The organism is Nocardioides nematodiphilus (genome assembly GCF_020216525.1).
GTDB classification, from domain to species: domain Bacteria; phylum Actinomycetota; class Actinomycetes; order Propionibacteriales; family Nocardioidaceae; genus Nocardioides; species Nocardioides nematodiphilus.
Window position 1 is genome coordinate 285,779 of the sequence record NZ_JAIWOY010000004.1, and the last position, 22,483, is coordinate 308,261.

22 protein-coding genes and 1 pseudogene are annotated in these 22,483 nt (G+C 71.3%); 8 read left to right on the forward strand and 15 right to left on the reverse strand.

Translation table 11 applies throughout. The features are described 5' to 3' along the window. The first annotated feature begins 50 nt into the window (after window positions 1–50). Window positions 51–464 carry a hypothetical protein gene (locus tag KSO98_RS09470; RefSeq protein WP_225285153.1) on the forward strand — a complete coding sequence of 138 codons (414 nt, stop codon included), beginning with the start codon at window positions 51–53 and terminating at the stop codon, window positions 462–464. Here the strand turns inward: KSO98_RS09470 and KSO98_RS09475 are convergent. From KSO98_RS09475 to KSO98_RS09535, 13 genes are all read right to left on the reverse strand, one after another. Beyond that, complete coding sequence (locus KSO98_RS09475) at window positions 430–1,089, reverse strand: response regulator transcription factor (protein ID WP_225285154.1); 660 nt, start codon at window positions 1,087–1,089, stop codon at window positions 430–432. The genes KSO98_RS09470 and KSO98_RS09475 overlap by 35 nt on opposite strands. Next, a complete protein-coding gene (locus KSO98_RS18880; RefSeq protein WP_225285156.1) occupies window positions 1,086–3,155 on the reverse strand; it encodes a sensor histidine kinase in 2,070 nt (689 codons plus the stop codon). Before KSO98_RS18880 ends, KSO98_RS09475 begins: the two co-directional genes overlap by 4 nt. A gap of 77 nt (window positions 3,156–3,232) precedes the next feature. Next, window positions 3,233–3,952 carry a hypothetical protein gene (locus KSO98_RS09485; RefSeq protein ID WP_225285157.1) on the reverse strand — a complete coding sequence of 240 codons (720 nt, stop codon included), beginning with the start codon at window positions 3,950–3,952 and terminating at the stop codon, window positions 3,233–3,235. 286 nt (window positions 3,953–4,238) lie between these two features. Next, entirely contained in the window at window positions 4,239–5,552 is a 1,314-nt protein-coding gene (locus KSO98_RS09490) for a protoporphyrinogen/coproporphyrinogen oxidase (RefSeq protein ID WP_225285158.1), read from the reverse strand. A 77-nt stretch (window positions 5,553–5,629) separates the two neighbouring features. After that, the gene (locus KSO98_RS09495) at window positions 5,630–6,154 is read right to left on the reverse strand and encodes a flavin reductase family protein (RefSeq protein ID WP_225285159.1); all 525 of its coding nucleotides are present in this window, start codon (window positions 6,152–6,154) and stop codon (window positions 5,630–5,632) included. Next, window positions 6,151–6,645, reverse strand: coding sequence for an NADPH-dependent FMN reductase (locus KSO98_RS09500; protein ID WP_225285161.1), 495 nt, complete (start codon window positions 6,643–6,645; stop codon window positions 6,151–6,153). The genes KSO98_RS09495 and KSO98_RS09500 overlap by 4 nt, the downstream gene beginning before the upstream one ends. 40 nt (window positions 6,646–6,685) lie before the next feature. Next, window positions 6,686–7,918 (reverse strand): multidrug effflux MFS transporter, encoded by a 1,233-nt coding sequence (locus KSO98_RS09505; protein WP_225285163.1) that lies wholly within the window; start codon window positions 7,916–7,918, stop codon window positions 6,686–6,688. Window positions 7,919–7,929: 11 nt separating this feature from the next. Then, window positions 7,930–9,270, reverse strand: coding sequence for an LLM class flavin-dependent oxidoreductase (locus tag KSO98_RS09510; protein WP_225285164.1), 1,341 nt, complete (start codon window positions 9,268–9,270; stop codon window positions 7,930–7,932). After that, a complete protein-coding gene (locus tag KSO98_RS09515) occupies window positions 9,267–10,622 on the reverse strand; it encodes an LLM class flavin-dependent oxidoreductase (protein WP_225285165.1) in 1,356 nt (451 codons plus the stop codon). The genes KSO98_RS09510 and KSO98_RS09515 overlap by 4 nt, the downstream gene beginning before the upstream one ends. Window positions 10,623–10,633: 11 nt before the next feature. Further along, window positions 10,634–11,476 carry an ABC transporter permease gene (locus KSO98_RS09520; RefSeq protein WP_225285166.1) on the reverse strand — a complete coding sequence of 281 codons (843 nt, stop codon included), beginning with the start codon at window positions 11,474–11,476 and terminating at the stop codon, window positions 10,634–10,636. Further along, the gene (locus tag KSO98_RS09525; RefSeq protein ID WP_225285168.1) at window positions 11,466–12,305 is read right to left on the reverse strand and encodes an ABC transporter ATP-binding protein; all 840 of its coding nucleotides are present in this window, start codon (window positions 12,303–12,305) and stop codon (window positions 11,466–11,468) included. Before KSO98_RS09525 ends, KSO98_RS09520 begins: the two co-directional genes overlap by 11 nt. Continuing rightward, the gene (locus KSO98_RS09530) at window positions 12,302–13,399 is read right to left on the reverse strand and encodes an ABC transporter substrate-binding protein (protein WP_225285171.1); all 1,098 of its coding nucleotides are present in this window, start codon (window positions 13,397–13,399) and stop codon (window positions 12,302–12,304) included. The genes KSO98_RS09525 and KSO98_RS09530 overlap by 4 nt, the downstream gene beginning before the upstream one ends. A 196-nt stretch (window positions 13,400–13,595) precedes the next feature. Then, complete coding sequence (locus KSO98_RS09535) at window positions 13,596–14,501, reverse strand: TauD/TfdA dioxygenase family protein (RefSeq protein ID WP_225285172.1); 906 nt, start codon at window positions 14,499–14,501, stop codon at window positions 13,596–13,598. A 193-nt stretch (window positions 14,502–14,694) separates the two neighbouring features. Here KSO98_RS09535 and KSO98_RS09540 point away from each other — a divergent pair, with 193 nt between their 5' ends. The 4 genes and pseudogenes from KSO98_RS09540 (at window position 14,695) to KSO98_RS09550 (ending at window position 17,196) form a co-directional block, all read left to right on the forward strand. Continuing rightward, window positions 14,695–15,414 carry an ABC transporter permease gene (locus tag KSO98_RS09540; protein WP_225285173.1) on the forward strand — a complete coding sequence of 240 codons (720 nt, stop codon included), beginning with the start codon at window positions 14,695–14,697 and terminating at the stop codon, window positions 15,412–15,414. Continuing rightward, window positions 15,411–15,662 (forward strand): annotated as a pseudogene (locus tag KSO98_RS18530) (ATP-binding cassette domain-containing protein); the annotation flags it as partial. The gene KSO98_RS09540 and the pseudogene KSO98_RS18530, both read left to right, overlap by 4 nt. 107 nt (window positions 15,663–15,769) lie before the next feature. Next, the gene (locus KSO98_RS18535; RefSeq protein ID WP_263642555.1) at window positions 15,770–16,210 is read left to right on the forward strand and encodes an ATP-binding cassette domain-containing protein; all 441 of its coding nucleotides are present in this window, start codon (window positions 15,770–15,772) and stop codon (window positions 16,208–16,210) included. Further along, complete coding sequence (locus KSO98_RS09550) at window positions 16,207–17,196, forward strand: ABC transporter substrate-binding protein (protein WP_225285174.1); 990 nt, start codon at window positions 16,207–16,209, stop codon at window positions 17,194–17,196. The genes KSO98_RS18535 and KSO98_RS09550 overlap by 4 nt, the downstream gene beginning before the upstream one ends. 70 nt (window positions 17,197–17,266) lie before the next feature. Here the strand turns inward: KSO98_RS09550 and KSO98_RS09555 are convergent, their stop codons facing one another. Beyond that, the gene (locus KSO98_RS09555; RefSeq protein WP_225285175.1) at window positions 17,267–18,418 is read right to left on the reverse strand and encodes an LLM class flavin-dependent oxidoreductase; all 1,152 of its coding nucleotides are present in this window, start codon (window positions 18,416–18,418) and stop codon (window positions 17,267–17,269) included. Window positions 18,419–18,500: 82 nt separating this feature from the next. Between KSO98_RS09555 and KSO98_RS09560 the strand changes: the two genes are divergently transcribed. After that, on the forward strand, window positions 18,501–19,415 hold the full coding sequence (locus KSO98_RS09560) for a LysR family transcriptional regulator (RefSeq protein ID WP_225285177.1): 915 nt from the start codon (window positions 18,501–18,503) through the stop codon (window positions 19,413–19,415). Here the strand turns inward: KSO98_RS09560 and hemE are convergent. After that, window positions 19,403–20,488, reverse strand: a complete 1,086-nt coding sequence (hemE, locus tag KSO98_RS09565; RefSeq protein WP_372457775.1) for a uroporphyrinogen decarboxylase — start codon at window positions 20,486–20,488, stop codon at window positions 19,403–19,405. The genes KSO98_RS09560 and hemE overlap by 13 nt on opposite strands. 32 nt (window positions 20,489–20,520) lie before the next feature. Here hemE and KSO98_RS09570 point away from each other — a divergent pair, with 32 nt between their 5' ends. Next, window positions 20,521–21,144 (forward strand): DUF3000 domain-containing protein, encoded by a 624-nt coding sequence (locus KSO98_RS09570; RefSeq protein ID WP_225285180.1) that lies wholly within the window; start codon window positions 20,521–20,523, stop codon window positions 21,142–21,144. Next, window positions 21,141–22,448: an HRDC domain-containing protein gene (locus KSO98_RS09575; protein ID WP_225285182.1), complete on the forward strand. Its 1,308-nt coding sequence runs from the start codon at window positions 21,141–21,143 to the stop codon at window positions 22,446–22,448. Before KSO98_RS09570 ends, KSO98_RS09575 begins: the two co-directional genes overlap by 4 nt. The last annotated feature ends 35 nt before the right edge of the window (window positions 22,449–22,483 follow it).

Here is a 22,483-nt window from a genome sequence, read left to right on the forward strand (position 1 = left end):
GAGCACGCCTACTCATGCGCACCCCGTACGCGGTCGCGAGGCTGGGGCCCATGACGCGATCACGCACCGCCATCGTCCTGACCGCCCTGCTTCTCGCCCTCGCCGCTGCCGCCTCCTGGTGGGGCTGGCTCGGCTGGGACACCAGCTATCAGACCGATCCGCGGACCGGGGTCATGAGCGGGCCGTACGAGGCGTGGCAGGTGATCGGCTGCGTGCTGACACTGCTGGGTGCCGGCGTCCTCGGCGCGACGTTCGTCCACCCGCGCGCGCTCGCGCTGATGCCGTGGGGCTTCACCATCGCCTGGTCGATCACCTCGTCGCGTGACGACGAGACCGGTCTGTGGCTGGTCGGCGCGTTCATGGTCCTGATCGGGATGTCCCTCGGCTGCCTGGTCGTCGGGCTCGCGGGCCGAGGGCTCGGCCGGCTGCTCAGTCGCGGCCGTACCCGGCTTCGCGTGCCTTGATGATCGCCTCCGCGCGGCCGGCCGCGTGCAGCTTGCCGTAGATCGCGGAGACGGCGTTGCGCACCGTCTTGCTGGAGACGTAGAGCTCGCCCGCGATCTGGTCGTTGGAGCGACCGGCGGCCAGCAGCCTGAGCACGTCGCGCTCGCGCTCGGTCAGCTCCGGGAACGGCTCGGGCGCCTCGGTGCGGGTGCTCACACCGGAGAAGTACGTCGCGACCTGGGCGGCGAGGCTGGCGCCGAAGACCATGCCGCCGGCGGCCGCCGCCTTGATCGCGTTGTGCACCTCCTCGGCCCCCGACCCCTTGAGCAGGTAGCCGCTGGCGCCGGCCCGCATCGCGGAGAGCACCGTCTCGTCGTCGTCGCTCATGGTGAGCATGACGACCCTGACGCCGGGGTGGCGCGCAGTGATCCGCCGGGTCGCCTCGAGGCCGTCCAGGCGGGGCATCTGGATGTCCATCACGACCACGTCGGGGCCGTCCTCCCCCGCCCGGGCCTCGTCGACCTGGTGCAGGGCGTCGAGGCCGTCCTCGGCCAGGCCGATGACCTCGACGTCGAGCGCGCCGAGCAGCGACTTGAGGCCGTCGCGCACGATCTGGTGGTCGTCGGCGATCAGGACGCGGATCATGAGGGCTCCTCGGCGTTCTCGGGGGTGACGTGCGGGCTGGGGGCGATCGGCAGGCAGGCGCGGACGAGGGTGCCTCCGGTCTCGGGACAGGAGACCTCCACCCGGCCGCCGAGCTCGGCGGCGCGCTCGCGCATCGAGCGCAGGCCGACCCCGGCGGTGGTCTCGGCCTCGATGCCGGTTCCGTCGTCGGCGACCTCCGCGCGGATACCGTCGGGCGTACGGCACAGCCGGACCTGGACGCTGGTGGCCGATGCGTGCCGGACCACGTTGGTGAGTGCCTCGGCGACGATCCGGTAGACCGCGACCTCCACCGCAGCGGGCAGCGCGTCGACTCCTCCGGACTCGACCTCGATGGCGGGGCCTCCGCGCGCGAGCCCGGCGGCGAGCTGGCTGATCGCGCCGACCAGGCCGAGGTCGTCGAGGGCCGGCGGGCGCAGGTCGTGCACGAGTCGGCGGACGTCGGCGACGACCGCCTGGACCTCGCCGCTGGTCTGGGCGATCTGATCGATCGCGGTGGCCGGGTCGCGCTCGACCAGGAGCCGGGCGCTCTCCAGGCGGAAGACCACACCCGACAGGGCGGGCCCGAGACCGTCGTGGAGATCGCGGCGGATGCGCCGACGCTCCTCCTCGCGGGCGGTGACGAGCCGCTCGCGGCCGGCCTGGAGCTCGGCGGTCAGCTCGCTGGTGCGGGCGGCGATCGCGGCCTGGCGCACGAGGTTGGTGAGCAGCTGGTCGTCGCGGCGCGAGAGCCGGCTGCGCACGCCTCGCGCGGGCAGTACGATCCGGCCGACATCGGCGCCGCGGTAGACGATCGGGACGGTCCGGGTCTGCTCGGGGGCGGTCCCGTGGGTGGCGATCAGCCGCTCGCCACTGCCCCGGTCCACCTCGATCGCGACGTACCGGACCCGGAAGGCGTCGGCCACCGTGACGGCGACGGCGGCGAGCTGCTCGGGACCCTCCTCGGTCGACTCGAGGGTGGCGGCCAGGCCGGCGACGACGTCGAAGGGGTCGGTGCGCGCGCCGAGCATGACCCGCTGGACGCCGCGGATGAGCCGCTGGCGCAGCGGACCGTAGAGCAGCACCGAGACGAGCAGCACGACGAGCACGACCTGGCGTTGGCTCAGGGAGTCGTCGAGCACCGTGGTGAGCGCGGCCAGGACCAGCAGGTCGGCCAGCAGGATGACGACGGCGAGCGCGGCGTAGACGAAGGTGCGGCTGAGCAGTGCCTCGATGGAGACGAGCCCGGGGTCGACGATGGCGATCGTCATGCCGATCGAGGGCACCAGGGCGAGGATGAAGATGAAGGCGTCGCCGTACGAGACCTCCAGCAGGGGCGGGACCACGATCAGCAGCGCCACCACCACGACGCTCCACAGCAGCCACCGCATCCGGTCGCGCTCGAGGTCGCGCGAGCGGCGGTAGCGCACCACCACCGAGATCATCGAGAGCACGAAGCCGAGGACGGTCAGAGCCCCGGTGGCGTTCTGGATCGCCGCGGCGACGGCGTGCGGGAGCAGCACCGTGCCGGCGTTCGGATCGACATCGGGCGGCAGCCGGACGCCGTCGGGCGCGCTCATCGGGACGACCAGGACGACGAGGGACCCGATCACCATGCCGGCGACGCCGGCCCAGCTGGCCGCGCGCCAGCGACCGGGCAGGAAGCGGCCGGTCGGGAAGAGGAAGAGCTGGAGCGCCACCGTGAGCGGGAGGAACGAGCCGAGGCGCATGAGGCTCCACACCGCGAGGGTCACGCCGGGCAGCGCGTGATCGTCACGGATGCCGAACTCGACGTAGGACTGCGACAGGCCGTCGGTGGCCCAGAAGAACCCCGCGCCGAGCAGGCCCCAGCCGAAGCCCTGATGCGGGTCGCGACGCAGGATGAGCATCGCCATCGCCGTCTGGACGACCCCGATCAGGACGTACGTGGAGCCCACGCCGGGGGCGTAGCCGGCGCCGGGCGCGCCCGCATCCGTGTGCAGGTCGAACCAGGCCGCGAGGACGAGGCAGACCAGGCTGGAGCACACGGCGAGCACGAGCACCCCGCGAGCCGTACGGGTGTGGGACACGCGCACATTCTGGACGGCCGAGCGCCGGCCCGGACCCGTTTGGGCCGGACCGGCGGACTCAGGACCGCACGGAATGCTCACGCGGTGCGGAACTTCTTGTCGCCGGCGAAGAACCCGACGGCGGTGACGAGGGTCCACAGCGTGCCGGGGACGGCGGCCATGTACTCCAGCGGAGAGACGCCGAGGGCGATGGTCAGGCCGCCGAGGACGAGGCCGGTGCGGCCGATCCAGCGCGGCACCCCGCCGGTGCGGGAGACCACGTACGTCGCCAGGCCCGCCAGGCCGCTGAGGGTGAACAGCCACGGGATGGTGCCGACCCAGTGGTTGTACATGACGGCGGCCTCGGGGACGATCGCGTCCGGCTTCGTCGACAGCGTCATCATGAACTCGGTGTCCAGGCCGCTGCCCAGGACACTGACGACCGCGGTGCCGACCAGGCCGGCGAAGGCGACCAGCGGAGCGATGCTGCTCGGCGCCACCGCCCGCAGACGGGCGGAGAGGCCGGCGGCGAAGACGACGGTGAGCACCGCGCCGATCGCGGTGATCGAGTGGAACGCGAACATGTTCGGCGTCAGGTCGGCGAGCTTGTCGGCGATGCCCTGGGCGTTGCCGCCGAGCTTGTCGTCGTAGACCGCGCTGATGCTGGACGAGGTGATGACGGTGCCGATGCCGAGGAGGCCGGCGCCGATGCCGGCGGCGGCCCAGGCGCGGGAGGCGCGGCCGACGGGGCTGGGGCCGGAGACCGTCTCGGAGAGGTCGGCGCGGGCCGGGTCGAAGGTGTGGAGGTGGGTGCTCATCGGGTGCTCCGGTGGGTGTCCGGCGGGCCGTTCCCGCCTTGATGACACGACCATCTCGGGCCGGTTGTCCCACCCACCAGGGACAACCCGGCAAGGCTGCCGCGCGCCAAACGGTCACGGTGACCCTTCGCGGCGACAGTGACCGTTCGCAACGGTCACGCTCGGCTCAAACGGTCACGGTGACCCTTCGCGGCGACAGTGACCCTTCGCAACGGTCACGCTCGGCTCAAACGGTCACGGTGACCCTTCGCGGCGACAGTGACCCTTCGCAACGGTCACGCTCGGCTCAAACGGTCACGGTGACCGTTTGGGCGGCGCGGCGCGCGGAGGCGATCACCGCGGGGATGCCGACGCCGTCGTACGCGGCGCCGCACACCACGATCCGTCGCCCGGTGCCGCCGGCGGCCCGTGCGACGTCGGCACGGACCCGCTCGACCAGGTCGAGGTGACCGACGGCGTACTGCGGCAGGCCGTCGACCCAGCGCTGGACGTGCACGTCCACCGGTGCGGCGGTGACGCCGGCGATCGTCTCGAGGTCGGCACGGGAGGCGGCGATCAGCGCGTCGTCGTCCTCGCTGAGGGTCTCGCCGGCCCGACCGAGCGAGGTGCGCAGGTGGACCACGCCTTCGGCGGCGCCTGCCGCGCGGACCCAGTCCCACTTGGCGAAGGAGAAGGTGGAGGCCTTGATCGCGGTCGGCTCGACCGGCGGGATGAGGAAGCCGGAGCGCTCCTCCCCGAGCTCGGCGGCGACGTCGGCGGCCCGGAAGGCGAACGTGACCACCGCGCTGGTCGCGGACTCGACGCCGCCGAGGAGCGCGGCGGCCTCGGGGGCGGCGTCACGCAGCAGCCGGGCGGTGGGTCGGGCCGGGGTGGCGAGCACGATCGCGTCCGCGTCGAGGTCGTCGAGGGACCCGACGGTCGTGGACAGGCGCACGTCCAGGCCCTCGGCGAGGCGGCCCGGAAGACGGCCCATGCCGCCGGCCAGCCCGGCGAAGACCGGGGCGGTGGACGGCTCGATCGCGGCGGCCTGCGGGGTGAGTGCGCCCCTGGCCAGCATCGTGAGCAGCTGCGGGACCGCGGCCGCCGCCGAGATCCGGCGGGCGCGCCCGGCGTAGACGCCGCCGAGCAGTGGCTCGACGAGCCGGTCGGTGACCTCGTCGCCGTAGCGGGCCGCGACCAGGTCGCCGACCGAGATGTCACCGGCCGGCGGCTCGACCGCCAGGGCGGCCTCCGCCCGCATCCGGGCGACGCCGTCGGCGCTGAGGACACCGGAGGCGGCCAGCTCCTCGACGTCCATGGGGACGCCCATGATCGATCGCGGCATCCGGCGCAGGGCACCGTAGGACAGGATCCGCGAGGTCGCCCGGGTGGGGTGCACGATCGGCATCCCGAGCGCTTCGGCGAGCGCGACGCCCTCCGGACGCCGGGCGAGCATCGCCTCGGCGCCGACGTCGACGCTCACACCCGCGACGCTCTCGGTGCGGAGCTTGCCGCCGACCCGGTCGGAGGCCTCGTACACGAGGACCTCGTGACCGGCCCCGGCCAGCTCACGGGCCGCGGTGAGTCCTGCGATGCCTGCCCCGACGACGACTGCCTTCACCTGGACCACTGTGCCAAAGAGACCTCGCGGGACGGCCTCCGGGTGCTGGGGACCGTCCCGCGAGGGGCTGGTGGGGGTCAGCCGGCGAGGCGGCCGAACCCGGAGCGGTGGAAGACCAGTGGCTGACCGACGCTCTGCTGTAGCGCGTGCAGGCGCAGCAGGACGATGGTGTGGTCGCCGGCCTCGACCTCGTTGTAGATCGTGCAGTCGAAGCGCGCGAGGCCGTCGGGCAGCGTGACGGCCCCATCCTCGGAGACCGTCACGGCGAGGCCCTCGAAGCGATCCGCGGGCTCGCCGGCGAGCTGGCGGCAGACGGCGCCGTGATGCTCGGCGAGGATCGTGACGCCGACGTGCTCGGCGCGGCGCAGGTCGGGCCAGGTCTTGGAGGTCGATGCGATCGAGAACGACACCAGCGGCGGATCGATGCTGACCGAGGTGAAGGACGAGGCGGCCAGGCCGACCGGCACGCCGTCGACGATGGCGGCGACCGCCACCACACCGGTCGGGAAGACGCCGAAGGCGTCCCGCAGCGCCCGGGGGTCGAGGTCCTGATTGGTCGACAGCTCGGCGGTGTCGATCCCGGCGGAGGTCACGGTGGTCATGGGCGTCCGTTCAGATAGGTCGTGATGAGCGGCGCGGTGGCGCTCAGCCAGTCGGCATAGGCAGGGGGGTCGTCGTGCTGGGAGTCGAGGACGTACAGCCCTCGGCCCGGGACGGTCGCGCCGATCTCGGTGAGGATCGGACGCAGGGTGAGCTCGGGGGCCAGCGAGTGAGCGGGGCTGCCGCCGAGCATCAGGGGCACGGCCAGCCCCGAGAGCCCGGTCCCGCCGGCGAACCGGTCGAGGAAGAGCTTGAGCAGCCCCGTGTACGCCCCCTTGTACGTCGGGCTGGCCACGATCACCAGGTCGGCCGCGCCGACCTGCTTGACCAGGTCGGTCACGTCCGGGTCGGCCCAGTCGAGGATCGCCGGGCCGAGGGTGGCCAGGTCGATGACGAGGTCGGGCGCACCGGCGAGCTCGGTGGCGAGGTGGGTGGCCGCCGCGAGGGTGCGGCTGTTCGGCTTCGGGTTGCCGACCACGATGGCGGTTGTCATGGCGCTCACTCCGATCATAAGTCGTGTATATGAATCTACTTTATGCGAATACGGTCTCTACTAGCGGGTGACGCACCACCCACCAGCGGCCGATCACGAAGGCGGAGGCGGCGGCCAGCGCGGTCACGGCCATCACGACGGCGGTCGGCAGCGCCGACCCCACTCCCCCGAAGGCGCTCGCCAGCGGCGTGGCCGCCGCGCCGAAGCCGAACATGAACAGGCCGAGCACCGCCGACCCGGCGCCGGGCAGGTCACGTGCCTGGGCCATCGCGAGCCCCATGCAGTTTCCGGTGACGAGGTTGACGCAGAACGCGTTGGCCACCGACGGGATCACGATCAGTGCCGGCCACGGCGTCTGGGCGATCACCGCGAGGGCGAGACAGCAGACGACGACCCCCGGCAGCGCGAGGGCGGCCGTACGGGCGGGGTGGATCTCCCGGCGGGCGAGCCGACTGGAGAAGAGCCCGGCGGCGATCATGGCGACCGCGTTGGCCGCGAAGACCAGGCCGTAGCCGACGGGGCTGAAGCCGAGCACCTCTTGGTAGATGAAGGACGAGCCGGCCAGGTAGGCCATCATCACCGCGACGCTGAGCCCGAGGGTGACGCCATAGGAGAGGTACGCCGGGCGGGCCAGCACACGACCGAGGTCGGCGTACTGCACGCGGGCCGTACGACGTACGGCCGGGAGCGTCTCCGGCACCCAGCGCACGCTGACCACCAGCTGGGCGGCCACGATCGCTGCGAACACCCCGAGCACGCCGCGCCAGGGCAGGAAGGTGGCCATCAGGCCGCCGAGCGTCGGCGCGACGACCGGCACCACGCCGAGGATGGTCATCATCAGGGTGAGTGCCCGGACACCGGCGTAGCCGTGGGCGCGGTCGGCGATCATCGCGCGAGCGATCACCATCCCCGACCCGGCGGACAGCGCCTGGACCAGGCGCCCTGCGATCAGGACGTCGATCGTCGGCGCCAGCGCGACGAGGATGGACGAGGCCACCGTGATCGTGTTGCTCAGGATCAGGGGCCGGCGCCGGCCGTACCGCTCGGAGATCGGTCCCCAGATCGGCTGCCCGATCGAGATCCCGACCAGATAGGCGGTCAGGGTGAGCTGCACCATCGTCGGCGTGGTCGCCAGGTCCCGCTGGATGCCCGGGAAGCTGGCGAGGTACAGGTCGATGGCGAGCGGGGAGGCGGCCGCGATGAAGGCGAGCAGGACCAGGAGGCGGAGCCCCACCTCGGCCTCCCGATCCCGCTCGGCCCCCACGCGGGCCACGGCGGTCAGCGTCATCCGGCGGCCGCGGCCCCGACTCGGGCGTACTGGTTGGCCGGCTTGGGCAGGCCGTAGTGCTCACGCAGCGTCGTCCCGGCGTACTCCTCGCGGAACAGGCCCTTGGCCCGCAGGATCGGGACCACCTGCTCGATGAAGGTCTCGAGCCCGGACGGCAGCGCCGCGCCCATCACGTTGAAGCCGTCGGCCCCGCCGTGGTGGAACCAGCACTCGATGACCTCGACGATCTGCTCGGGCGTGCCGACCACGACGTTGTGGCCGCGCCCGCCGCCGAGGCGGCCGAGGATCTGGCGGACGGTGAGGTTCTCCCGTACGGCCAGCTCGATGATGAGGTTGGCCCGCGAGTCGAAGCCCTCACGCGAGGTCCGGCCGGTGATCGCCGGCGAGAGCGGGGCGTCCAGCTCGAGCTGGGACTCCGGTACCTCCAGGACGCCCGCGAGCATCCGCAGCCCGAAGGCCGGGATCCGCAGGTCGTCGAGCTGCTGGGCCAGCGCGATCGCCTCCCGCTCGGTCGAGCCGATGATCGGCACGATGCCCGGCAGCACGACGACGTGGTCGGGGTTGCGGCCCGCGGCCGCGGCGCGCGCCTTGATATCGCTGTAGAAGGCCTGCGCGAGCTCAAGGGTCTGGTGGGCCACGAAGATCGCCTCGGCGTACGTGCCCGCGAACGCCTTGCCCTCCTCCGAGGCACCCGCCTGGACGAGCAGCGGGTAGCCCTGGGGCGGGCGCGGCACGTTGAGCGGGCCGGCGACGCGGAAGTGCTTGCCGACATGATCGATCGCGCGCAGCTCGGCCGGGTCGCCCCAGCGGCCCCCGGCCTTGTCGCCGAGGAAGTGGTCGTCGCTCCACGAGTCCCACAGCTTCAGCGCGACCTGGAGGAACTCCTCGGCGCGCTCGTAGCGGGCACTGTGCGCCGGGCGGTCGGCGAGGCCGAAGTTGGCCGCCTCCTGCTCGGTCGCCGAGGTGACGATGTTCCACCCGGCCCGGCCGCCGCTGACGTGGTCGACGGACGCGAACTTCCGGGCCAGGTTGTACGGGTCGTTGTAGGTGGTCGAGGCGGTCGCGATCAGACCGATCCGCTCGGTGACCCCGGCCAGCGCGGTGAGCAGGGTGAGAGGCTCGAGCTGCCCCGGGGTGCGGAACTCGCCGGTGCCCTGGGCGACCGGACCGTCGGCGAGGAAGAGCGAGTCGAACGTCGCGGCCTCGGCCAGCTGCGCGAGCCTGACGTAGTGGCCCAGGTCGAAGCTGGCGCCGGGGTCGGCCTCGGGCAGCCGCCAGGCGGCCTCGTGGTGGCCGGCCTCCATGAGGAAGGCGTTGAGGTGCAGCTGGCGGCTCATGCGAGCGCCTGCTCGCGCTGGGCGTAGACCGACTCGGGGCGCGGTAGGCCGTAGTGCTCGCGCAGCGTGCTGCCCTCGTACTCGGTCCGGAACAGGCCGCGGTCCTGCAGGATCGGCACGACCTTCTCGGTGAAGGCGTCGAGCAGCTGCGGGTAGAGCGGCGGCATCACGTTGAAGCCGTCGGCCCCGCCGCCCTCGAACCACTCCTGGATGGTGTCCGCGATCTGGGTCGGGGTGCCGTGCACGACGTTGTGCCCCCGGCCGCCCGCCAGCCGGTGCAGCAGCTCGCGCAGGGTCGGGCGGTCGCGCTGGACGATGTTGGCCACGACCTGCTTGCGGGAGCGGTCGTTGTTGAGCACGTCGCCCGCGGCACCGAAGACGTCCAGCGGTACGGCCTCGTCGAGCTCGAGGTGGCGCAGCGAGACGCCGGCCATGGTCTCGAGCTGGCGGATGCCGTACTCGGGGACGGTGAGGCTGTTGAAGTGTCGGTAGAGCTCCTCGGCCTCCGCCGGGGTGTCGCCGATGAAGGGGCTGATGCCCGGCAGGACCAGGACGTGGTCGGCGTTGCGGCCCAGCTGCGAGGCGCGCGACTTGATGTCGGCGTAGAACGCCTGGGCGTCCTCGAGGGTCTGGTGTGCGGTGAAGATCGCCTCGGCGTGCCGGGCGGCGAAGGCGCGGCCCTCGTTCGAGGAGCCGGCCTGGACGTGCACGGGGCGGCCCTGGGGGGATCGCGGCGCGTTGAACGGACCCTTGACCCGCAGGTAGCGCCCGACGTGGTCGATCGGGTGCACCTTGTCGGTGTCGAGGAAGACCCCGGAGGCCCGGTCCGCGACGATCGCGTCGTCCTCCCAGGAGTCCCAGAGCCGGTCGACGACGTTGACGAACTCGTCGGCGCGGCCGTACCGCTCCTCGTTGCTCGGCACGCCGGTGAGTCCGAAGTTGTGGGCGGCGCCCTCGTTGAAGGTGGTGACGATGTTCCAGCCGGCGCGACCTCCGGAGATGTTGTCGAGCGAGGCGAAGAGGCGAGCGAGGTTGTACGGCTCGTAGAACGTGGTCGACGCGGTGGCGATCAGTCCGATCCGCTCGGTGACCGCGGCGAGCGCGGTGAGCAGCGTGATCGGCTCGAACTGGTTGTGCGGACGGTGGCCGCCGCCCCAGAACGAAGGGCTGTCGGCGAGGAAGACGGCGTCGAGCTTGGCGGCCTCGGCCTTCTTGGCGATCTCCTGGATCCAGGTGACGTCGCCGACCCGCTCGACCGAGCTGTCGGCGTGACGCCAGGAGGCCTCGTGGTGGCCGGTGTCGTGTAGGAAGGCGTTGAGGGAGAGGGTGCGGGGCTTGCGGGACTGGGGCATGACAGTTCCTTTCAGGCACGCCAGCGCGAGAAGCGGCGCTCGAGGGCGATGAGGGCGTAGTTGATGAGCACGCCGAGGACCGTGGTGGTGAGGATCGCGGCGTACATCGTGGGGATCAGGAAGTTCTGGTTCCCGTAGTTGATGAGGAAGCCCAGCCCCGCGGTGGCGCCGATCATCTCGGCGGCGATGAGCACGAGGATCGCGGCGGCGCCGGAGATCCGGATGCCGGTGAAGATGGTCGGGATCGCGGCCGGGAAGACCACCTTGCGGAAGGTCGCCACCGGGCTGAGGCCCAGCACCTTCGCGGAGCGCAGCAGCTGCGGGTCGACGGTGGCGACGCCGGTCACGGTGGCGAGCAGGATCGGGAAGAAGCACGCGTAGAGGACGATGGCGATCTTGGAGGTCTCGCCGATCCCGAAGATCAGGGTGAAGACCGGGAGGATCGCCAGTGCCGCGGTGTTGCGGAAGATCTCCAGGACCGGCTGGAGGAACTCGCGGACCGGGCGGTACCACGCGATCGCGGCGCCGAGCGGGATCGCGATCGCGATGGCGGCGAAGAAGCCGGCTGCGGAGCGGATCAGGCTGGCCCGGATGTGCTTCTCCAGCTCGCCGTCTCGCATCATCTCCCACCACGTTCGGGCGATCACGTGGAAGGGCGGGATGAAGTAGTCGTTGACCAGGCCGGCGCGCGGTGCGAACTCCCATACGGCGAGGAAGGCGATCACGCCGAGCAGACCTCGGGTGGCGGTGACGGCCCTCGTACGTCGGGGCGAGGCGCCCTTGGCCTTGACCGACTCCTCCTGGCGGGGGTTGGGACGGGCCTCGGTCTTCTCGGCCAGCAGGCTAGGCGACATGGGTCAGCTCCTTCTCGGCGTCCACGGGTGCCGGGGCGCTGAGGTTCTGCTCGCGCAGCAGCGACCAGATGTGGTGGCGGTAGTCGGCGAACTCGCGGGTGGCCCGGATGTCGCGCTCCCCCGCGCCGGCGCGGTCCAGCTCGATCGGGACGACCTCGCGGATGCGGCCGGGACGGGCGCTCATGACGGCGACGCGCTGGCCGAGGAAGACGGCCTCCTCGATGTCGTGGGTGATGAAGACGATCGTGGTCCCGGTGCGCTGCCAGATCCGGACCAGCTCCTCCTGGAGGCGCTCGCGGGTCTGGGCGTCGAGCGCGCCGAACGGCTCGTCCATGAGCAGCACCTGAGGCTCGTACGACAGGGACCTCGCGATCGCGACGCGCTGCTTCATGCCGCCGGAGAGCTCGTGCGGGAATCGCTGGGCGAACTCCGTCAGGCCGACCAGGTCGAGGTAGGTCCGCGCCCGCTCGGCGCGCTCCTTCTTCGTCAGGCCGCCCTTCGCCTCGAGGGCGAACTCGATGTTGGCCTGGGCGGTGCGCCAGGGCAGCAGCGTGTACTGCTGGAAGACGACGCTGCGATCGAGGCCCGGACCGGTGATGGGCTTGCCGTCGATGGCGAGCCGCCCGCTGGTCGGCTTGGCCAGTCCGGCGATCAGGTCGAGGACGGTGGACTTGCCACAGCCCGAGGGGCCCACGACGGTGAGGAACTCGCCCGGCGCGACGTCCAGGTCGAGGGAGTCCAGCGCGACGAACTCGCGCAGCTGCTTGTCGTCGTTGCCGCGGACCCAGAAGGTCTGGCCGACGCTCTCGAGAGTGATCCGACTGCTCATGAGGCACCTCCGGTGGACGGGGTGGCGGCGGGGGTGCCCGTGCTGGTGGCCGAGCCGCCGTCGGCCCACGGGTTGAGCTCGTTGGTGTAGACGTCCGACGGCTTGACCGAGCCGGGCGCGATGTCACCGTGACTGGACAGCCAGTCCGTCCAGCGAGTGATGTCGCCGTCGGCGATCACCGGCTTGGGAGTGAGGCCGAGGGTGCCGGGGAAGTTGGCCTTGATGGCGTCCTCGTAGTCGGCGAAGCCGTGCTTCTCCAGGTAGGGGAAGAGGACCTTGAAGACCTCATCCGCTGAGTGCGTCTCGATGAACTCCACAGCGTCGGCGATGCCGGCGATGAGCTCGCGCGAGGTGTTGGGGTTGGCCTTGATGAAGTCGTCGCGCAGCGTGTAGCCACCGCCCGCGTACGGGCCACCCACGACGTCGGTGTCGTCGACGAGGTTGCGCAGCTTCACCGACTGGGAGGCGACCTTGTAGCCGAGGAACGACAGCGCCGCGGCGTCGACCTGGCCCTTGGCCAGCGCCTCCGGCATGTTGAGCGGCGGGAGCACGACGAGCGTGACCTTCTTGATCTCGTCCTGGCTGAGGCCCTCCTTGGCCAGCCAGGTGTCGATGATGGCCTCGCTGTTGGCACCCAGCGTGTTGACGGCGATCTTCTTGCCGATCAGGTCACGGGCCGTCTTGATGGAGGAGTCCTCCGGGACGGCGAGCTTCTGCTGGATCTTGTCGTTCGAGCCGTAGCTGGGGAAGACCGCCTTGATCCTCGCGCCCGAGGAGACCAGCTGGGCGATCGCGCCGTAGAACGCGGAGCCGCCGATGTCGGTCTGGTTGGACACCAGCGCCTGCAGCGCCTGCGGGCCGCCGGTGATGTCGCCGACTCGCTTGAGGGTCAGGCCCTTGAGGTCGCCGAGGGCGTCGGCGAGCAGGAGGGAGTCCACACCGCCGGCGTAAGACTGGTAGCGGATGGTGGTGACCTCCTTGCCCTTGCCGGCAGCGGCCTCGCTGCTGGCGCAGGCGGTGGCGCTCCCGACCAGGGCGAGGGAGGCGAGCAGACCGGCGGTCAGCTTCACGCGGGCTCGGGCGGTGCGGGTCATCGGGTGCTCCTGTGGGTTGGGTGCGGACCAGGTCCGTTTGGTCTTGTTTGTTTAGTAGTTCACTGAACTTTATAGACCTACCGGGACGTAGGTCGGAATGTCTCACATCGTGGGCGTGTCGTCCGCCACCTGGACGATCGTCCGGACGAGCAGGACTGCGCCCGCCGCACCCGAGAGCGGCGGGCGCAGCGGCGGATCAGGCGGCGACGGTCTCGTCCGAGGGCGTGTAGTGGCTGGCGTCGCCCTTGAGCACGGTCGAGCGCTCGCCGGAGACCGAGACCGGGACCGTGCCCGAGACGGTGACGCGGGAGAGCTTGCGCGGGGCATTGCCGTAGTTGTCGATCGCGTAGTGCTGGGTGATCCGGTTGTCGAAGGCGACGAGCTGGCCGGGCTGCCACTGCACCCGCAGGATGTGCTCCGGCTTGGTGACGTGGCTCTGCAGGATCCGGATGAGATCACGCGAGTCGTTGCTGTTCAGGCTCTCGATGCGGCGGGTGAAGCCGCCGATGAACAGACCCTTCTCCCCCGACTCCGGGTGCACGCGTACGACCGGGTGGCGGGTCTCGAACTCCAGGGACTGGAAGACCTCGCGGTAGCTCTTGGCCTTCTCCGACAGGTCACGGTCCGCGGCGATGTCGGCGTAGTCGTACTGGTTGGAGTGGATCGCCCAGAGGGTGTCGGCCAGCGCGCGCAGCGGGTGCGGGAGGCTGCGGTAGGCGGCGGCCGTGTCCGCGATCAGGGTCTCGCCGCCGTACGGAGGCAGGGTGATTGCCCGCAGCGTCGTGATCGACGGCGGGTTGTGCACGAAGGTGACGTCGGTGTGCCACTCGTTCGCCTTCGAGGACATCGAGTCGACGTCGAGGATGTTGATCGTCGGGTCACCCGGCACGGTCGGGTGCGAGGTGGTGATCGCACCGAAGCGGCCGGCGAACCGCTCCTGGCCCTCGGCCGTGAGGCCGGGCGCGTCGAAGACGAGCGCCTTGTGCTCGACCAGGCCGGCGCGCAGCTCCTCGAGCTGGCTCGCGGAGAAGTCGGCGGTGATGTCGATACCCGAGACACGAGCTCCGAGATTGGCGCTCAGCTTGGTGAAGGAGATGCTCATGGGGGACGGCTCACTTTCCGTGATTGCGTATCTGTATCAATTTACTCGACTTTGATCACGCTCCCACTCGTCCGGAGTCCAGGTCAAGCACCTTCGGCATCTTTGTCGCGTATTTCGATTGTCTTTAGCAACATGCTCTATGGTGATAGCCATGTCCGTTCACGGGGTAGTCAGACCCCTCTCACCTCTCGCCGTGATCCTCCTGTGGCAGCTCGCGTCCTGGACGGGCGTGCTGAACAGCGCCACCCTCGCCTCGCCGGTTGACCTGGCCCATACGGCCTGGCGGCTGATCCAGAGCGGTCAGCTCGGCGACGCGATCGTGGTCTCGTCCCGGCGCGCCGCCCTCGGCTTCCTGCTCGGCGCCGGCGTGGCGATCGTCGCGGCCACCATCGTGGGCCTCTCGAAGATCGGCGATGCCCTCCTCGACCCGATCATGCAGGCGCTGAGGATGCTGCCGATCTTCGGCCTGGTGCCGTTGTTCATCATCTGGTTCGGGATCAAGGAGGAGCCGAAGATCTACCTGGTCGCGCTCTTCGTGATCGTGCCGATCTATCTGAACCTGGTCGCGGCGCTGCGTGACATCGACCGCGACCTGACCGAGGTCGCGGGCGTCCTGCGGCTCAACCGGCTCGAGCGTCTGCGCGACCTCTACGTCCCGCAGGTCCTGCCGGGCTTCCTCGTCGGCCTGCGGCAGTCGCTGGGCGCCGCCTGGATCGCGCTCATCGTCGCCGAGCAGGTCAACGCCGGCGCCGGCCTCGGCTACCTCATCAACAACGCCCGCGACTTCCTGCAGACCGACGTCATCGTGGTCGGGCTGCTCTGCTACGCCGTCCTCGGCCTGCTCACCGACTCGATCGTCCGACTGCTCGAGCGCCGCGCCCTGCGCTGGCGCGACGAAGGGAGCGCCGCATGACCACCTCCAGCATCACCGCTACCGGCACCGATACGGCCGACGGGACCGGCCGTGGCCGCGTCGTGGCGAGCCTGAGCGGGGTCGGTCGCCGCTTCGGCGAGCGCCAGGTCCTGGCCGGCATCGACCTCGAGGTGCACGCCGGCGAGTTCGTCGCGCTGCTCGGGCACTCCGGCTGCGGCAAGTCGACGCTCCTGCGGATCATCGCCGGCCTCGACACGGGGGCCACCGGCGAGATCGTGACCGGCCAGGAGCCGTCGGTGGTGTTCCAGGAGGCCCGGCTCCTCCCCTGGCGCCGCGTCCTGGACACGTCGCGCTCGGGCTGCGCGGTCCCGATCCTCGCGGGCGTGCCGCCACCATGCTCTCCGAGGTCGGCCTCGCCGGTCGCGAGAAGGACTGGCCCCGCCAGCTCTCCGGCGGCCAGCGCCAGCGGGTGGCACTCGCCCGAGCGCTCGTACGCGAGCCGGACCTGCTCCTCCTCGACGAGCCCTTCTCCGCCCTCGACGCCCTCACCCGGATCTCGGCGCAGGACCTCGTCCGCCGCCTGGTGGACGCGCACAGCCCGGCGGTCGTGATGGTCACCCACGACGTCGAGGAGGCGCTGCTCCTCGCCGACCGTGTCCTGGTCATCGCCGACGGCGTGATCACCCACGACCAGCGCGTCGCGCTCCCCCGGCCCCGTCGCCGCGACCACCCCGAGATCGTCGCCCACCGCGCCGCCCTCCTGCGCCTCCTCGGCGTCGACGAGGGCCTCCCCCACGACCCCGCACCCATCACCCCAGAGAAGGAACCCGCATGACCTCCCTCCTCCGCCGCAGCTTCGTCGCAGCCACCGCGCTCGCCCTGACCGGAACCCTCGCCGCCTGCGGCTCATCGAGCGACGACAGCTCGGGCTCGTCGGCCGCCGACGGCAAGCCGGTCCTGCGCGTCGGCGTGCAGAAGGACGGCATCCGCTCGGTCCTCAAGGCGGCCGGCCTCCTCGAGAACCTCCCCTACACGATCGAGTGGTCGGAGTTCACCGCCGGCCTGCCGATCGTGGAGGCCGCCGCCGCCGACCAGATCGACGTGGCCTGGGTCGGCGGCGTGCCGCCGATCTTCGGCGCCGCGTCCGACGCGAACTTCAAGGTCGTCGCCGCTGTCCACGAGGCCGACAAGCAGAACGACTCGATCCTGGTGCCGAAGGGCTCGGACATCCACTCGATCGCCGACCTCAAGGGCAAGAAGATCGCCGTCTTCAAGGGCTCATCGGCCGACGGGCTGATGCTCACCTCCCTGGCCCAGGCCGGGCTCACCCTCAAGGACGTCCAGCCGCAGTACCTCGCGCCCGCCGACGGCCTGGCCGCGTTCAAGACCGGACAGGTCGACGCGTACGTGACGTGGGACCCGTTCGTCGCCCAGGCCCAGGTCGAGGACGGCGCCGTCGACCTCACCGCTGCGACCGACACCGTCGCCGACGACGCCTGGCGCCAGTTCGAGGTCGCCTCGAGCAAGTCCCTGGACGACGCGGGCACGCGCGCCAACATCGCGTCCTTCGTCAAGCTCGTGGGCCAGGGCTTCGACTGGGCCAAGTCCCACTCCGACCAGTGGGCGCAGGGCTGGTCCGACGAGTCCGGCATCCCCGTGGACATCCTGAAGAAGGTCACCGCGCGCAAGCAGAGCACGGTCGAGCCGGTCAGCGCCGAGGACATCACCGCCACCCAGGAGCTCGCCGACCGGTTCACCGAGGCCGGGGAGATCCCGAAGAAGGTCGACATCAAGAGCATCGTGGACAGCGTCCTCGAGTAACCATCAGAACGAGAACGAGGGGCGGTCGCCGGCATCCGGCGACCGCCCCTCGTTGTTGCAGGGTGCGGGCTCAGTCGACCGCCGCACCGAACGGCACCGACGCCCGGCTCGCGTACGGCGCGGGCGCGGCATTGCTCCAGCGGCCTCGGCGCTCGAGCTCGGGCAGGACGCCCTCGCCGAACCAGTACGCCTCCTCCAGGTGCGGGTAGCCGGAGAGCACGAACTCCTCGATTCCGACAGCGGCGTACTGCTCGATGAGGTCGGCGATCTCGGCGTGGCTGCCGACCATGGCGGTGCCGGCCCCGCCGCGGACCAGACCGACGCCGGCCCAGAGGTTCGGGTGGATCTCGAGGTCGTCCTTGGAGCCGCCGTTGAGCTCGAGCATCCGGCGCTGGCCCTCCGAGCCGCTCTTGCGCAGGCCCGCCTGCATCCGGGCGATCTCCTCGTCGCTGATGCCCTCGAGCAGGCGCGCCGCCTCGGCCCACGCTGCGGCGGAGGTGTCCCGCGCGATCGTGTGGAGCCGTACGCCGAAGCGCAGGGTGCGGCCGTACGCCGCGGCCGCGGCGCGGACGCGCGCGATCTTCTCCCCGACCGCGGCCGGGGGCTCACCCCACGTCAGATAGACGTCGGCGTGCTTGGCCGCGACCTCGATGCCGACCGGCGAGGAGCCGCCGAAGTAGATCTGCGGGAGCTCGCGCGGCAGGTTCTGCAGGCTCGAGTCCTCGACGGCCAGGTACTTCCCGGCGAAGTCGACCGTCTCACCGCTCCACAGCGCGCGGACGATGGTCAGGAACTCGTCACAGCGCGCGTAGCGCTCGTCCTTGCCCAGGAAGTCGCCGTACATGCGCTGGTCGTGGTCCTCGCCGCCGGTGACGACGTTGAGCATCAGGCGCCCGCCGGTGAGGTTGACGTACGTGGCGGCCATCTGGGCGGCGACGTACGGCGCGACCGCGTCGGGACGGAAGGCGACGAGGAACTTCAGACGCTCGGAGACCGCCGTCAGCATGGACGAGGTCACCCATGCGTCCTCGCACCAGGGCCCCGTAGGGATCAGCGCGCCCTCGAAGCCCTGCTGCTCGGCCGCCCGGGCGATCTGGCCGAGGTAGGCGACGGAGGCCGGGCGGCCGGCAGCGCCGGCCGTGACGCCGTGGCCACCGCCGACGACCGCGCGGCCGTCACCGCCGTTGGCGGGGATGAACCAGTGGAAGGTCAAGTCAGTCATATGTCACTCCGCGGAAGGGTAGGCCTATCACCAGTTAACCTACTATGTCAGTAGACATTATTGGCAAGAGGAGGGCCGGCCGGTGCGGTTCGAGCAGTTGGAGTACGTCGCCGCGGTCGCGGCCCACGGATCGCTGCGGCGTGCCGGCGAGCACCTCAGGGTCTCCCAGCCCGCGCTGAGCGAGGCGATCACGCGGCTGGAGCGCGAGCTCGGGGTGAGCCTGTTGGATCGTCGGCGCTCCGGGGCGCGGATCTCGAGCATCGGCAAGGACCTGATGCCGCTGCTCGCCGACATCCTCGACGCGGTCGCGCGGTTCGAGCAGCAGGCCGGAGGACACACCGGTGTGGGACGCACGATCCGGGTCGGGACCGTCAACACCGCGACCGCGCACATCGTGCTGCCGGCGATCAAGGCCCACCAGAGCGGTCATCACCCGGCACCGATCGAGGTCCGCCAGCTGCAGCAGGACGAGATCCACACCGGCCTGACGGAGGGCACTCTCGACCTGGGCCTGGTCAACCTGCTCGTCACCGACGACCTGCACCCCGACGTCGACGGCACCGAGCTGCTGCGCGGTGAGCCCGTCGTGGTGATGCCGACGCAGCACCCGCTCGCCGCCCTGGACGCCGTGTCACCCGACCAGGTGCTCGCGGCCGGCTTCATCGGGATGCGTGAGGGCTACCTCATGTACCGCGTCGCACGGCGACTGTTCGGCGACGCCGTCCCGCCGGCGTGGCACACGACCGACGGCGCCGAGATGGGCATGCAGATGGTCGGCTCGGGGCTGGGCGTCACCATCCTGCCGGACTTCAGCGTCACGGATGCGCCGCTGCTGCTCGCCGGCGTGATCACCACCCGGCCGCTGGCCGTCGACCCCATCGGGGTGCGGATGGTGATGCTGACCCGCCGCGGCGCCCGCCTGCCGGCGAGCGTGGACGCCCTCATCGAGGCGCTCCGGGCGCGGGTCGCCCAGATCCGGTCGGCTCAGACGGGGTAGCCCTGGACGAACTCGGCCAGCTTCTTGAGCTGGTCGGGGTTCGTGGAGGGGATGACCCCGTGGCCCAGGTTGAAGATGTGGCCCTTGGCCCGCTTCCCGGCCTCGATGACGTCGCCGGCGCGCTGCAGCATCACGCCCGTCGGCGCGAAGACCAGTGTCGGGTCGAGGTTTCCCTGGACCGCACGCTCGGGGCCGATCTTGTCGATGCCGTACTCCAGCGGGGTGCGCCAGTCGACGCCGACGACGTCTGCGCCGGCCTCCCCCATCTGGTCGAGCAGCATCGCGCTGTTCACTCCGAAGTGGATCCGCGGGACCCCCAGCTCGCCCGCGCGGGCGAGGACGGCCGAGGAGTACGGACGCACATAGGTGGCGTAGTCGCTCGGGGTGACCGCACCGGCCCAGGAGTCGAAGAGCTGGATGGCGGAGGCGCCGGCGTTGACCTGGACCTCGAGGAAGGTCGCCGAGATGCCGGCGATCTTGCGCATCAGGGCGTCCCACACGTCCGGGGCACCGAACATGAGCGCCTTGGTCTTGGCGTACTCCTTGGACGGGCCGCCCTCGACGAGGTAGGACGCGACCGTGAACGGCGCGCCCGCGAAGCCGATCAGGGGCGTGCCACCGAGCTCGGCGACCAGGTTCTGCACGGCCTGGGTGATGAACGGGACGTGCTCCGGCGTCAGGTCCGGGATCGCCTCGACGTCGGCGAGCGTGCGCACCGGGTTGGCGAAGACGGGGCCGACACCCGGCTTGATCTCCAGGTCGAGGCCGAGCGGCTTGAGCGGCAGCACGATGTCGGAGAAGAAGATCGCCGCGTCCACGCCGTAGCGGCGGACCGGCTGGAGGGTGATCTCGGTGATGAGATCGGCGTCCATGCAGGCGTCGAGCATCGCGACGCCCTCGCGGACCTTGTGATACTCCGGCAGCGCCCGGCCCGCCTGGCGCATGAACCACACCGGCGTGTGCTGCGGCGTCTCGCCGCGGGCCGCCTTGAGGAAGGCGGAGTCGGCCAGACGGGGATCGCGTGCAGTCGTCACGCTCACGATCGTCGCACCCACCCCGGCGTGTTCGCACATCCGTACGAGGAACCCCGACTTACCCTGGACACATGGTCGTTCGGGAAGAAGCACGCCCTGGCGCGGGTTCTGCCGTGCCTGCTGTGTTCCGTGCTGCCGTGGCGACGATGCACACGGCGGTCCTGCGACCGGAGATCTTCTGCGAGGAGATGCCAGCGCCGCAGCGCATCGCCCCGTACGCGAGCGCCCTCTCGGCCGACGTCACCGTCGACGAGGAGGACCTCGGCACCGGCCGGCTGATCCTGCTGCACGACCCCGAGGGCAACGACGCATGGGCGGGCGGCACCTTCCGCTGCGTGCTCTACACCCGCGCCGAGGTCGAGCTCGAGCTGGTCAGCGACCCGCTGCTCGGCGCGGTCGGCTGGTCGTGGCTGACCGAGGCGCTGGAGTCCAACGGCGCCACCTACGAGGCGGCCTCCGGGTCCGTCACGCGGGTGGCCACCGAGAGCTTCGGCGGGATGGCCGACGAGGACGGCTCGGCGCAGGTCGAGATCCGGGCGTCGTGGACGCCCGTGGCCGACGAGGACGGGTATGTCGATGTCCGCCCCCACGTCGAGGCGTGGGCAGAGCTGATGTGCACCGCTGTCGGCCTGCCGCCGGTCCCCGAGGGGGTCGCTGTGCTCCCCTCCCGGCGTGGCCAGCGAGGAACTGCGTGACAGAGGAAGCGGCGGCGACGCCGGAGAGCATCACCACCCCCGGCTTCGAGGGCGGCGAGGACGAGCAGGCCGAGGTCGGCGAGGAGGCCCCGGTCTCGCCGCTGCTGACCCTGCGCGACGGCCTGACCGCGGTCGTGGACACCGACGCCGGGCTGCGTGAGGCCGCGGCCGCGCTGGCCGCCGGCACCGGCCCGGTCGGAGTCGACGCCGAGCGCGCCTCGGGCTACCGCTACAGCAACCGCGCGTACCTCGTCCAGCTGCGGCGCGAGGGGTCCGGCACCTGGCTGATCGACCCGATCGGCCTGTCGACCCTGGATCCCCTGATCGAGGCGCTGGACGGGGTCGACTGGATCCTGCACGCCGCCACCCAGGACCTGCCGTGCTTGGCGGAGATCGGCCTCAGGCCGACCGCCGGACTCTTCGACACCGAGCTCGCCGGACGCCTCCTCGGCTATCCGCGCGTCGGCCTGGCCACGCTGGTGGAGACGGTGCTCGGCTTCCACATGAAGAAGGAGCACTCCGCAGCCGACTGGTCGACCCGACCGCTGCCGGCCGCGTGGCTGGAGTACGCCGCACTCGACGTCGAGGTGCTGGTCGAGCTGCGCGACGCGCTCATGCTCGAGCTCGCCGAAACCGGGAAGGCGGAGTGGGCCCGCCAGGAGTTCGAGGCCGAGCGGTCCTTCGAGCTCGTGCCGCGCACCGATGCCTGGCGGCGTACGTCCGGCATGCACCGCATCCGCAGCCGACGCGAGCTCGGCGTGATCAAGGCGCTGTGGGAGGCCCGCGACGAGATCGCCCAGCAGCGCGACGTGACGCCCGGGCGGATCATCCCCGACGCCGCGATCGTGGTCGCCGCGGCCGCGATGCCGACCGATCGCGCCGCACTGCTCGGTCTCAAGGGCTTCCACGGCCGCGGCGCGGAGCGCTACTCCTCGCGCTGGATCGCGGCGATCAAGGAGGTGCTCGCCCTCGAGGAGAGCGAGCTGCCGCCGCGCAACCCGAAGAGCGAGGGCGGCCCCCCGCCGCCGCGCGCCTGGGCCGACAAGGACCCGGTCGCGGCCCGCCGCCTGACACTGGCTCGCGAGTCGATCACCGCGCTCGCCGAGGAGCGCAAGGTCCCGCTCGAGAACCTGCTCACCCCCGACTACCTGCGGCGCGCGATGTGGACCCCGCCGGGCACCCGCGACCCGGGTGCGCTGCTCGACGAGGTCGCCACCCAGCTCAGCGGGTACGGCGCCCGCGGCTGGCAGATCGCGCTGACCGCTCCCCTGCTGGTCGACGCGATCCTCGGCGCCGAGGCCTGACCCGAGCGTGCAGCTGCGTACGCGCAGACGCGGTG

Excerpts from the sequence above, each read along its gene's own strand:
- KSO98_RS09470 (WP_225285153.1), top strand. The coding sequence starts at position 51 with ATGACGCGATCACGCACCGCCATCGTCCTGACCGCCCTGCTTCTCGCC.
- KSO98_RS09475 (WP_225285154.1), bottom strand. The coding sequence starts at position 1,089 with ATGATCCGCGTCCTGATCGCCGACGACCACCAGATCGTGCGCGACGGC.
- KSO98_RS09485 (WP_225285157.1), bottom strand. The coding sequence starts at position 3,952 with ATGAGCACCCACCTCCACACCTTCGACCCGGCCCGCGCCGACCTCTCC.
- KSO98_RS09495 (WP_225285159.1), bottom strand. The coding sequence starts at position 6,154 with ATGACCACCGTGACCTCCGCCGGGATCGACACCGCCGAGCTGTCGACC.
- KSO98_RS09500 (WP_225285161.1), bottom strand. The coding sequence starts at position 6,645 with ATGACAACCGCCATCGTGGTCGGCAACCCGAAGCCGAACAGCCGCACC.
- KSO98_RS09510 (WP_225285164.1), bottom strand. The coding sequence starts at position 9,270 with ATGAGCCGCCAGCTGCACCTCAACGCCTTCCTCATGGAGGCCGGCCAC.
- KSO98_RS09515 (WP_225285165.1), bottom strand. The coding sequence starts at position 10,622 with ATGCCCCAGTCCCGCAAGCCCCGCACCCTCTCCCTCAACGCCTTCCTA.
- KSO98_RS09520 (WP_225285166.1), bottom strand. The coding sequence starts at position 11,476 with ATGTCGCCTAGCCTGCTGGCCGAGAAGACCGAGGCCCGTCCCAACCCC.
- KSO98_RS09525 (WP_225285168.1), bottom strand. The coding sequence starts at position 12,305 with ATGAGCAGTCGGATCACTCTCGAGAGCGTCGGCCAGACCTTCTGGGTC.
- KSO98_RS09530 (WP_225285171.1), bottom strand. The coding sequence starts at position 13,399 with ATGACCCGCACCGCCCGAGCCCGCGTGAAGCTGACCGCCGGTCTGCTC.
- KSO98_RS09535 (WP_225285172.1), bottom strand. The coding sequence starts at position 14,501 with ATGAGCATCTCCTTCACCAAGCTGAGCGCCAATCTCGGAGCTCGTGTC.
- KSO98_RS18535 (WP_263642555.1), top strand. The coding sequence starts at position 15,770 with ATGCTCTCCGAGGTCGGCCTCGCCGGTCGCGAGAAGGACTGGCCCCGC.
- KSO98_RS09550 (WP_225285174.1), top strand. The coding sequence starts at position 16,207 with ATGACCTCCCTCCTCCGCCGCAGCTTCGTCGCAGCCACCGCGCTCGCC.
- KSO98_RS09555 (WP_225285175.1), bottom strand. The coding sequence starts at position 18,418 with ATGACTGACTTGACCTTCCACTGGTTCATCCCCGCCAACGGCGGTGAC.
- hemE (WP_372457775.1), bottom strand. The coding sequence starts at position 20,488 with ATGTGCGAACACGCCGGGGTGGGTGCGACGATCGTGAGCGTGACGACT.
- KSO98_RS09570 (WP_225285180.1), top strand. The coding sequence starts at position 20,521 with ATGGTCGTTCGGGAAGAAGCACGCCCTGGCGCGGGTTCTGCCGTGCCT.